We start from the raw sequence: 10781 nt of genomic DNA, 5'->3' as shown, positions 1-10781 counted from the left end.
GAGGGGGTTGGCGAAGCGACACGAAGTGCGCGAAGCCTGGGGGAGTACGTCATTCAATGCGCCATGACCTTGCCCCACTCCTGCTCGTAGGTGGTGACGAGGATCTGGTTCGAGAGGCGGTTCACTTCGGCCGGCACGCGCGCCATGTCGAGCGGAAAGTCGAACATCAGCGGCAGGGTGGTCGGGGAGAGGAATCGCAGGCCGGGCGGCAGCGCATCGGGCATGCGGTAGGGCCTGCGGCTCGCGATGATGTAGCCCCATTCGCCGAAGCTGGGCACGTGCGCGTGGTACGGCGTGGCGCGCAGTCCCACCGACTCGATGGTCGCCGCCACGGTCCAGTAGCTCTTGCGCGCCACCAGCGGCGAGGTGGTCTGGATCACCGCGTAGCCGCTGGCCGACAGCCGCTTCTCGAGCAGCGCGTAGAAGCTGTTGGTGTAGAGCTTGCCGATGGCGAAGTTGGTGGGATCGGGGAAGTCGACCACGATCACGTCATACATGTCACCGGGCTGCTGCAGCCACTGGAAGGCATCGGTGTTGACGATCTTCACCTTCGGCGAAGACAGCGAATGTCCGTTCAGCGCGGCCAGCGTCTCGTGCTCTGTGAAGAGCCTGGTCATGTTCGGGTCGAGCTCCACCAGCGTGATCGATTCGACCGACGGGTACTTGAGGATCTCGCGCACCGCCATGCCGTCGCCGCCGCCGAGCACCGCGACCTTCTTCGGCGCGCCCTGGGCGGCCATCACCGGATGCACGAGCGCCTCGTGATAGCGGTATTCGTCGCGCTCGGCGAACTGCAGGTTGCCGTTGAGGAAGAGCCGGTGCCCCAGCAGCCCGCGCGTGACCACGATGCGCTGGTAGGGCGAGGTGGCGCTGAAGACGATGCGGTCCTGGTAGAACTTGTCTTCAGCCAGTGTGGTGATGTGGTCGGCGCCGACGAAAGCCCCCACCAGCGCCCCCAGCGCGAGAACGCACGCGACGGCATGCGCGCCCACGCGGCGCAGCTCATGGCGGAAGAGCCACAGCGCCCACACCGCCACCGCCGCGTTCATGAAGCCGAACAGCAGGCCGGTGCGGATCATGCCGAGCTGCGGCACCAGGATCAGCGGGAACGCCACCGACACCGCCAGCGCGCCGAGGTAGTCGAAGGTGAGCACCTGCGACACCAGGTTCTTCAGCACGATGTTGCGCTTCAGGATGCGCATCACCAGCGGGATCTCGAGCCCCACCAGCGTGCCCACGACCATCACCAGCCCGTAGAGCAGCAGCCGGAACGCGCCGGGCACGTAGGCGTTGGCCAGGAACAGGATCGCCGGCAGCGCGCCGCCGATCAGCGCCACCAGCAGTTCGATGCGAAGGAAGTGCGCGGGCAGCTGCCGCTCGAAGTAGCGCGAGAGCCACGAGCCCACGCCCATGGCGAACAGGTAGGTGCCGATGATGGTGCTGAACTGCAGCACCGAGTCGCCCAGCAGGTAGGAGCTGAGCGCGGCCGCGGTGAGCTCGTAGACCAGCCCGCAGGCGGCGACCACGAACACGCTGGCGAGCAGCGCGATCTCCACGGGCTGCGGGCCTTTGGCCGGCAGCGGACTGGCAGGGGTATCCATGGATCAGGCGGTCGCCGCCGGACCGCCCCGAGGCGGACCGCGCCTCCCCCGCGGGGGGTGGCGAACGACGCGTAGCGAAGCGAAGTGCAAGGCCGGGGGCTAATGGATCGCTGCTGCGACGATGATGCTGATGCCGAGGCTCATTGCCGCCACGACGAGGCCCAGCGCCACGTTCTGCTTCTCGACGATCTCGCCCCACAGGTCGTAGGGCGTGATCTTGTCGATGATCAGGAAGCACAGCCAGAAGATCACGACGCCGATCAGCGCGTACACGAGCGATCCGAGGACCACGCCCGGTTTCAGCCATTCAAATCCCATGGGGACCTCCAGTCGTAGCAGTAGTTAGAGAGAGCATCGCGCGCATCTTCGCCGTCATTTGTGGCCGCCGCCACTGGAATAGCCGCCGTAGGAGCCGCCCGAGCTGCGGTAGCCGCTGGACGATCCGCTGCTGCTGCAGGTGCTCAGGATGATCAGCAGGATGATGATCACGACGATGATGAGGATGATGGTGCCGCAGCCCAGCCCCGACGCGGCGCTCACCGGCAGCGCGTCGGCGCGCTTGAACATGTCCTTCTTCGCGTCGAGCTTGAAGGCGGTGGCCACCGCGCCGCTGTCGATCTTGCTGCCCGCAGACCAGGTGAGCTCGTTGGCCGAGCGCTCCATCGACAGCAGCGCGCCGCCGCTGGCGAAGTCGCGGTTGAAGGTCTTCTGGCCGCGCTCGACCTGCCAGTAGAACTCGCCCGCCACGTAGGTGGTCTCGGCGTTGTAGGCGTACTGCTGCTGGTAGCGCTTGCCGAGGTAGGTGGCGCTCGTGCCGTTCTCGGCCATCACCGGCGCGCCGGTGGTCGGCTTGACCATGCTCCAGCCGTCCTCGGCGTCCACCAGGAAGCTGAAGCCGCGCTTGTTGTTGTAGAGCAGGTATTCGTCCCAGCCGAAGTGCTCGTCGTCGCCGGGCTCGCTGCCCATGCGGTGCTGGAAGCCCACCACCTGCCACTGCGCGCCCTGCAGCTGGCCCATGCTGCCCAGCGCGATGAGCGGGCGCACGGGCTCGTCCTGCGTGGCGTGCTTGAGCTCGCCGCCGATGCCCTGCGACAGGTCGATGATGCTGTGGCACGAGCCGCAGGTGATGCTCTTGCTGTCGGCGAGGTTGACGGTGACGGGCGAGCCGCAGTTGGGGCAGTTGAAGCTGCGGCCTTTTTCGTCCTTGGCGGACTCGGCGCGCAGGCCGGTCAGCTGCAGGTCTTCCAGCTGTACCGAGCGGCCGAGGTAGGCGCTGGGCTTGGCGGTGCCGTAGTCGATGCTGAGCACCAGCCCGCGGTCGTTGCGCAGCTCGACCATCGCGAAGGGCCGGCCGAGCTCGGGCGGGTGCGGCAGCTCGCCCTGCGCCGAGGTCAGCGCCACCTGCTCGTTCGAGGTGACGGTGTAGCTCTGGCCGGCGAAGGCGCTGGTGGCGCCCACGCGAAGGTCGCCGGGCGGCGGCGCCGCGCGCTGCAGGTCGAAGGGCAGGGCGAAGACGTAGGCGCCGTTGTCCTCGCTGAGGATGGCGGTGCGGTCGCCGTCGAGCGCGGCGATCCATTCGGTCCAGCGGCCACCGGGGTAGGTGTACTGCAGCCGGCCGATCAGCGTGAAGGGCTTGTCCTGGATGCGGCCGGCGGCGAACAGCTGCAGCGGGCTGAAGTCGTCGAACAGCTCCGCCATCTTGCCGGTGCGCGCGAGCGTGTCGCCCTGGCGCACGACGGTGCTCTGGCAGTAGGGGCAGACCGCATGGGTCGACTGCGCCGAGCGGAATTCGACCGGCGCTCCGCAGCCGGGGCAGGGCGCCCGGTAGTAGCGCTGGTTGCCGTTTTCCTCAGCCATGGCACGCGGCTGAAGACACGACGAACGAGGCGGGAGATACCGCGCAGCCGGCTATGCCGGGCTGCTGGCATCGCCCCCTGCAAGGGACGAGGGAGGGCGACACGAAGTGCGCGAAGCCTGGGGTCAGACCAGCTTCTTGAGCAGTTCGGCCTTCTTGGCGTCGAACTCTTCCTGGGTGAGGATGCCCTTGGTCTTGAGTTCGCCGAGCTTCTCGAGCGTGGTCATCACGTCGGCAGCGCTCACCACGGCCACCGACGGTTGCTGCTGCTGGGCTGCAGCGGCAGCCGCGGCGTTGGGGCTCAGGCCCTGCGCGAGGTTCTGCGCCAGCACCTGGCCGAGCGCCACGCCCGCGCCAAGTCCCATCGCGTCGCCGGCGACACCGCCGCCGCCGGCCGCGCCCTCGGCGAACTTGGGAATCGCCTGCGCCGTCTGGTACTGCATGAACTTGCCCATGTCGTTGCCGACCATGCCCATGCCGATCTTCTGGTCGAGGATCTTCTGCAGCTCCTCGGGCAGCGAGACGTTCTGGACCGTGATGTTCTCGAGCTTGATGCCGATCTTCTCGAACTCGGGCACCAGCTGGGCGGCGAGCGCCTGCGCGAACTGGATCTGGTTGGCCGCGAGGTCGAGGAAGGGCACGCCGCTGGAGGCGATGGCGTTGCTGATGTTCTGCAGCACCAGGCCGCGCAGCTGGCCGTCGAGGTCGGCCACGGTGTAGGTGTCGCGCGTGCCGGAGATCTCGGTGTGGAAGGCCTTGGCATCGCCGATGCGGAAGGAGTAGTTGCCGAAGGCGCGCAGGCGCACGGCGCCGAAGTCCTTGTCGCGGATGGTGATCGGCTGGGGCGTGCCCCACTTCTGGTCGACCTGCTGGCGGGTGCTGAAGAAGTAGACGTCGCTCTTGAAGGGGGACTCGAACAGCTTGTCCCAGTTCTTCAGGTACGTGAGCACGGGCAGCGTCTGCGTCGTGAGCTTGTACATGCCGGGGCCGAACACGTCGGCCACCTTGCCCTCGTTGACGAAGACGGCGACCTGCGATTCGCGCACCGTGAGCGAGGCGCCGTTCTGGATTTCCATCTCCGCCATCGGGAAGCGCCAGGCCAGCGTGCCATCGCCGGTCTCGGTCCACTGGATGATGTCGATGAACTGCTTCTTGATGAAATCCATCAGGGCCATGGTCGGTCACTCCTCTTCAGGTTTTTCAGGTTTTGTCCGAACCGTGCATATTGCCACACAGCCCCGCGGAAACACCCGTGCTATTGGTCATGGGAGCCCCTGGCCATGCGGCCTAGGGCGTCATGCGCGAGGTCTACAATCGGCGCCCCCAGAAGAAGCGCCACCAGGAGCTACGGCACATGTCAGATTCGACCCCCTCGACCTCATCGACTCCCACGCCCGAAGACAAACGCGCAGAGCTGCGCCGTGCCGCCCTCGAGTACCACGAGTTTCCCGTTCCCGGCAAGATCGCCATCGCGGCGACGAAACAGATGGTCAACCAGCGCGACCTGTCGCTGGCCTATTCGCCCGGCGTGGCGGCTCCCTGCGAGGAGATCGTCAAGGACCCGGCCAACGCCTTCAAGTACACCTCCCGGGGCAACCTCGTGGCCGTCATCAGCAACGGCACCGCCGTGCTGGGCCTGGGCGACATCGGCCCGCTGGCCTCCAAGCCGGTGATGGAAGGCAAGGGCGTCCTCTTCAAGAAATTCGCGGGCGTCGACGTGTTCGACATCGAGATCGACGAGAAGGACCCGGCCAAGCTGGTGGACATCATCGCCTCGCTGGAGCCCACCTTCGGTGCCGTCAACCTGGAAGACATCAAGGCACCCGACTGCTTCTACGTCGAGCGCGAGCTGCGCAAGCGCATGAAGATCCCGGTCTTCCACGACGACCAGCACGGCACGGCCATCACCGTGGCGGCCGCGATGGTCAACGGCCTGAAGGTGGCCGGCAAGAAGATCGAGGAAGTCAAGCTGGTCGCCTCCGGCGCGGGCGCCGCGGCGCTGGCCTGCCTGAACCTGCTGCTCAAGGTGGGCCTGAAGCGCGAGAACGTGTTCGTCACCGACCTGGCCGGCGTGGTCTACGAAGGCCGCACCGAGCTGATGGACGACGACAAGCGCCAGTTCATGCAGAAGACCGACGCGCGCACGCTCGGCGAGGTGATCGAGGGTGCCGACGTGTTCCTGGGCCTGTCGGCCGGCGGCGTGCTCAAGCCCGCCATGGTGGCCAAGATGGCCAAGCGCCCGGTGATCTTCGCGCTGGCCAACCCCAACCCCGAGATCGCTCCGGAAGACGCCCACGCGGTGCGCGACGACGTGATCATGGCCACCGGCCGCACCGACTATCCGAACCAGGTCAACAACGTCCTGTGCTTCCCGTACATCTTCCGCGGCGCGCTGGACTGCGGCGCGACGACGATCACCGACGAGATGGAGATCGCCGCGGTGCACGCCATCGCCGACCTGGCCCAGGCCGAGCAGAGCGAGCGCGTGGCCGCCGCCTACGTCGGTGAAAAGCTCAGCTTCGGCCCCGAATACCTGATCCCGAAGCCCTTCGACCCGCGCCTTATGATGAAGATCGCGCCGGCCGTGGCCAAGGCTGCCGAGGAAAGCGGCGTGGCGCAGCGTCCCATCAAGGACATGGACGCCTACCGCGACAAGCTGCAGAGCTTCGTCTACGCCTCGGGCACCACGATGAAGCCGATCTTCGACGCCGCCCGGCGCGCCAGCAAGAAGCGCGTGGCGTATTCGGAAGGCGAGGAAGAGCGCGTACTGCGCGCGGCCCAGATCGTGGTGGACGAGGGCGTGGCACGCCCGACGCTGATCGGCCGGCCGGCCATCATCGCCCAGCGCATCGAGAAATTCGGCCTGCGCCTGAAGGAGGAGCTGGACTACGACGTGGTCAACGTCGAGCAGGACCACCGCTACCGCGAGTTCTGGCAGACCTACCACCGCATGACCGAGCGCAAGGGCGTGACGGTGCAGGTCGCCAAGATCGAGATGCGCCGGCGCCTGACGCTGATCGGCTCGATGCTGCTGCACAAGGGCGAGGTCGACGGCCTGATCTGCGGCACCTGGGGCACGACCGCCAACCACCTGCACTACATCGACCAGGTGATCGGCAAGCGCCCCGGCGGCTGCGAAAGCACCCCGCAGGACGTGCCGGTGTACGCCTGCATGAACGGCCTGCTGCTGCCCGATCGCCAGGTGTTCCTGGTCGACACGCACGTCAACTACGACCCCTCGCCCGAGGAACTGGCCGAGATCACCACCATGGCGGCCGAGGAAATGATGCGCTTCGGCCTGAAGCCGAAGGCTGCGCTGCTGTCGCACTCCAACTTCGGCACCAGCAACGGGCCCAGCGCCGTCAAGATGCGCCGCACGCTCGACCTGCTGCGCGTTCAGGCGCCCTGGCTCGAGGTTGACGGCGAAATGCACGGCGACGTGGCGCTCGACAGCAAGCAGCGCGCCGTCGTCATGCCCCACAGCGCGCTGGCGGGCGACGCCAACCTGCTGGTTTTCCCGAACATCGACGCGGCCAATATTTCCTACAACCTGCTCAAGACGGCAGCGGGCGGCAACATCGCCATCGGCCCGGTTCTGCTTGGTGCGGCCAAACCTGTGCATATTCTCACGGCGAGTGCAACTGTTCGGCGCATCGTGAACATGACAGCCTTGACGGTGGCGGACGCAAACGCCGAGAGATAAGCCCTCTGGCGAGAGTGGCCGCCAACTTGAAAAGCCATTCGATAGCCTCGCGACTGCTCAAACTTTGGGCAGTCGCTTGCTATTTTCGCCAGCGTGGTGCACACTCGCGGGCTTGAATTTGCGGGTTAACCCCGACGTTGATCGCCGATTCGACCCCCCGCTCTTTTCTTGTGGTGCCCCATGGCGGCTTACGCCTCGATCACGTCCTCTGTCACAAAGTTTGCGCTCACCAGTCTGATGCTGGTGGCGTTGACGACGGGGGCCGAGGCCCGCGGATGGTTCGGCGCCGGGAAGACCTCCGCCGATGAAACCATCGCACTGGCCGACCTGCCGGTACAGGGCCAGCGGACCTACCAGGCCATCCTCGATGGCGGCCCCTTCCGGTATGACAAGGACGGCTCGGTGTTCGGCAATCGCGAACGTCTGTTGCCGCCCGCCCGCCGTGGCCACTACCGTGAATACACGGTATCCACGCCCGGTTCTCGCGACCGCGGCGCACGGCGGATCGTCTGCGGCGGAGAGCGACGCACCGCGCCCGAGGCCTGCTGGTACACCGCAGACCACTACGCGAGCTTCAGACGGATTGCGCCATGAGCGATGAAAACGACCTGAGCGGCGCCTCGAAGCGCCCCGACGAAATGATGATGACTATGGAAAGACCAGCGGAGATGACCTTATCCCTTCGTGCCGTACGCCCGAACATCGTGCAATCGATCCGCGCGTTCCGCGTGAACGACCTGCAGGACGCAGCCAATGCGGCCGGCCAGCACTTCCTGTACGCCAACCTGGGCAACGCCCAGACCAAGCAGGACGTCCTCGACCTGATCGCGCAGCAGTTCACGTTCCCGGCCCACTTCGGGAAGAACTTCGACGCGCTGTACGACTGCATGACCGACCCGTTGCATAAATCGGGCCCGCAGCCGGGATTCGTCATCGTGCTGGAGCAGATTCCGGCCAACGCCAAGTTCGACAAGGAAGCCCGCGAGCAGCTGCTCGACATCTTCCGCGATGCCTCGGACTACTGGGGCGACCGCAAGGTCCCGTTCCGGTGCTTCTATTCTTTTCTGTAGCCCGTTCTGCATCCACCAGCCAAGCAGAACGGGCGAACGAGGCTCAACCGAACGTTGAAACCCTCGATGGCATCGAAGTGAACTCCACGGCAGCAGCCGAGCCGGCCGGCGAAAAGATGCCGACCGACAAACTGGTCGACGTCTCGCCGCTGGCGCTGCGCATGAGCAGCCCCTTCAACGCGGGCTATTGGCTCGCTGCCGCTTGATCGGGAAAAGTCGGCAAAGCTTGCCGGCGACGACGAGCAAATGAAAAAAGCGCGCCCCAGGCGCGCTTTTTTCATCGGGGTACGGCCTGGGCCAGCGCCACGTAGTCGGCCACCGGCACCTCCTCGGCCCGCCGCTGGGTGTCGAAGTCGCCGGAAAAACCGTGTTCCTCCAGCCACTTGCCCAGCGTGTGGCGCAGCAGCTTGCGGCGCTGGCTGAAGGCGACCTGCACGATTTCGCCCAGGCGTTGCTCGTCGACGGTCGGCGGCGTCGCCAGCGGCACCATCCGCACCACGGCGCTGTCCACGCGCGGCGGCGGGTCGAAGCTCTCGGGCGGCACGAACAGCACGTTCTCCATCTCGTAGCGCCATTGCAGCATCACGCTCAGGCGGCTGTAGTCGGACGTGGCGGGCCTGGCCACCATGCGGTCGATCACTTCCTTCTGCAGCATGAAGTGCTGGTCGGCGACCAGATGGGCGCAGCCCAGCAGATGGAACAGGATCGGCGTGGAGATGTTGTAGGGCAGGTTGCCCACCACGCGCAGCGGCTTGCCGGCCGGAAACCTCGCGGCCAGTTCGGCGAAGTCGACCTTGAGCACGTCGGATTCGACCACGTCGAGCTGCGGATGCTCGCGCAGGCGCTTCGCAAGGTCGCGGTCGAGCTCGATCACGGTGAGCCGGCCCAGCCGCTCCACCAGCGGCTGCGTCAGCGCGGCGAGCCCCGGGCCGATCTCGACCATGGCATCGCCGGGCTGCGGCGCGATCTCGCGCACAATCGCATCGATGATCCCGCCGTCGGACAGGAAGTGCTGGCCGAATCGCTTCCTGGCGATGTGCTGCGCCATACCGTCAGGCCGTCATCGATGTGAAAGCGAGCCGGCTCCCGCAAGGAAGCCGGGAAACCGACCCGAGGTGCGCGCAGCCTGGGCGCATGCCATCAGGACTGCGGCGGCTCACGGTATTCGACGTAGGCACGCGCGCGCACTTCCTGCACCCAGGTGGTGAAGGCTTCCTCGACGCGCTGTTCGCGCAGCGCGGCGCGTGCGGCTTCGCGCTGCTCCGACTGGCTCAGCTTGGAATCGCGGCGCGCCACCACCTGGATCAGGTGAACGCCGAAGCGCGAGACAACCGGGTCGCTGATCTGGCCGGGCGAGAGGCGGTCCATGGCTTCCTCGAACTCTGGCACGAACTGCCCGGGGCGCGACCAGCCGAGATCGCCGCCCTGCTTGGCGCTGCCGTCCTGCGAGTTGTCGCGCGCCAGTCCCGCGAAGTCTGCCGTGCCGGCCTGGATGCGGCGCTTGAACTCGGCCAGCTGCGCAACCGCCTGAGCGGTGGTGCGCTTGGGATCGTTGAGCAGCAGGATGTGGCGCACCTGGGTCTGGGTGACGGTGGCGTCGCCGGAACCGATCTGGGCCTTGGCCAGCACCTTCAGCACGTGGAAGCCGGCGCTCGAACGCACGGGCCCGGCGATGCCGTTCACGGCGGTCGACTGCGTGGCCTCGACGAACAGCGAGGGGTAGCGGTCGGCGCTTCGCATGCCGATGGCGCCGCCGTTGCCGCGGTCGGGCGAATCGGAGTTCTCGCGCACCAGCTTGGCGAAGTCTTCGCCGGCACGGGCGCGCTGGGCGATGTCCTGCGCCTTCTTCTGGGCGGCGGCCACCTGCGCGTCGGTGGCGTTCTCGGGAACGGCCACCAGCACCTGGGCGAGGTTGAGGTTCTCCAGCGCCACGTTCTTGACGGACTGGTTGCGCTGATCGCGCAGGTACTCGTCGGCCTCGGCGTCGCTGACTTTGACCTTCGACTCGACCTCGCGGTCGCGCAGTCGGGTGAGCAGCAGCTGGTCGCGCAGGTCGTTGCGGAAGTCCTGCTGCGCGATGCCCTCGGCAGCCACGCGGCGGCGCAGCTCCACCAGGCTGATCTCGTTCTGGCGCGCCACGGTCTGCTCGGCCTGGTCGATGGCCACTTCGTCGACCTTGATGCCGTTTTCCTTCGCGAGCTGCAGCTGCGCGCGCTCGGTGATCAGGCGCTCGAGCACGAGCCGCGTGAGCTCGCCGCGGGGCACGCGCTCGGCGTCGGGGTTCTCCTTGATGAGCCGCGTCACGCGCGACTGCACGTCGGTGTTGGTGATCGGCTCGGAGTTGACCAGCGCGACGATGAATTCCGCCGAGCGCTGCACCGGGGCCGCCGCAGGAGCGGTGGACGGGCGCGCCGGCGGCGGACCCAGGCGCGGACCGGCGCGCATGATGTCCGTGATGCCGGTACCGGGACGATAGCCCTGGGCACCCGCCGTGGCGGCGATCGCCGCGAGGCAACCCAGGGTGATGATGGAACGGATGTTTTTCATGGCGT

9 protein-coding genes are annotated in these 10781 nt (G+C 66.8%); 3 read left to right on the top strand and 6 right to left on the bottom strand.

Annotation, left to right across the window (positions count from 1 at the left end; translation table 11 throughout):
* Positions 1-53: 53 nt before the first annotated feature.
* The 4 genes from G369_RS0109210 to G369_RS0109195 form a co-directional block, all read right to left on the bottom strand.
* On the bottom strand, positions 54-1601 hold the full coding sequence (locus G369_RS0109210; RefSeq protein ID WP_019653704.1) for a polyamine aminopropyltransferase: 1548 nt from the start codon (positions 1599-1601) through the stop codon (positions 54-56).
* A 99-nt stretch (positions 1602-1700) separates the two neighbouring features.
* On the bottom strand, positions 1701-1919 hold the full coding sequence (locus G369_RS0109205; protein ID WP_019653703.1) for a DUF350 domain-containing protein: 219 nt from the start codon (positions 1917-1919) through the stop codon (positions 1701-1703).
* A gap of 54 nt (positions 1920-1973) precedes the next feature.
* A complete protein-coding gene (locus G369_RS0109200) occupies positions 1974-3458 on the bottom strand; it encodes a DUF4178 domain-containing protein (RefSeq protein WP_019653702.1) in 1485 nt (494 codons plus the stop codon).
* Positions 3459-3581: 123 nt separating this feature from the next.
* On the bottom strand, positions 3582-4631 hold the full coding sequence (locus G369_RS0109195; RefSeq protein WP_019653701.1) for an SPFH domain-containing protein: 1050 nt from the start codon (positions 4629-4631) through the stop codon (positions 3582-3584).
* Between the two features lie 179 nt (positions 4632-4810).
* On the opposite strand from G369_RS0109195, the gene G369_RS0109190 reads away from it, so the two are divergent.
* The 3 genes from G369_RS0109190 (at position 4811) to G369_RS0109180 (ending at position 8229) form a co-directional block, all read left to right on the top strand.
* Positions 4811-7159: an NADP-dependent malic enzyme gene (locus G369_RS0109190; RefSeq protein ID WP_020723010.1), complete on the top strand. Its 2349-nt coding sequence runs from the start codon at positions 4811-4813 to the stop codon at positions 7157-7159.
* A 180-nt stretch (positions 7160-7339) separates the two neighbouring features.
* Positions 7340-7753, top strand: coding sequence for a guanyl-specific ribonuclease (locus G369_RS0109185; RefSeq protein ID WP_019653699.1), 414 nt, complete (start codon positions 7340-7342; stop codon positions 7751-7753).
* Between the two features lie 50 nt (positions 7754-7803).
* On the top strand, positions 7804-8229 hold the full coding sequence (locus G369_RS0109180; RefSeq protein ID WP_086011111.1) for a barstar family protein: 426 nt from the start codon (positions 7804-7806) through the stop codon (positions 8227-8229).
* A 277-nt stretch (positions 8230-8506) separates the two neighbouring features.
* On the opposite strand, the gene rsmA is transcribed toward G369_RS0109180, so the two are convergent.
* Together rsmA and G369_RS0109165 are read right to left on the bottom strand one after the other, a co-directional pair.
* Positions 8507-9277 (bottom strand): 16S rRNA (adenine(1518)-N(6)/adenine(1519)-N(6))-dimethyltransferase RsmA, encoded by a 771-nt coding sequence (gene rsmA, locus G369_RS0109170; RefSeq protein ID WP_019653696.1) that lies wholly within the window; start codon positions 9275-9277, stop codon positions 8507-8509.
* Positions 9278-9369: 92 nt separating this feature from the next.
* Positions 9370-10776 carry a peptidylprolyl isomerase gene (locus tag G369_RS0109165; RefSeq protein WP_019653695.1) on the bottom strand — a complete coding sequence of 469 codons (1407 nt, stop codon included), beginning with the start codon at positions 10774-10776 and terminating at the stop codon, positions 9370-9372.
* Positions 10777-10781 lie beyond the last annotated feature (5 nt).

The sequence above is a fragment of the Variovorax atrisoli 110B genome (genome assembly GCF_000382045.1).
In the GTDB taxonomy this organism is placed as follows: Bacteria; Pseudomonadota; Gammaproteobacteria; order Burkholderiales; family Burkholderiaceae_C; genus Variovorax; species Variovorax atrisoli.
The sequence above is the reverse complement of the archived record's forward strand: the minus strand, read 5'-3'. Positions and strand labels throughout refer to the sequence as shown.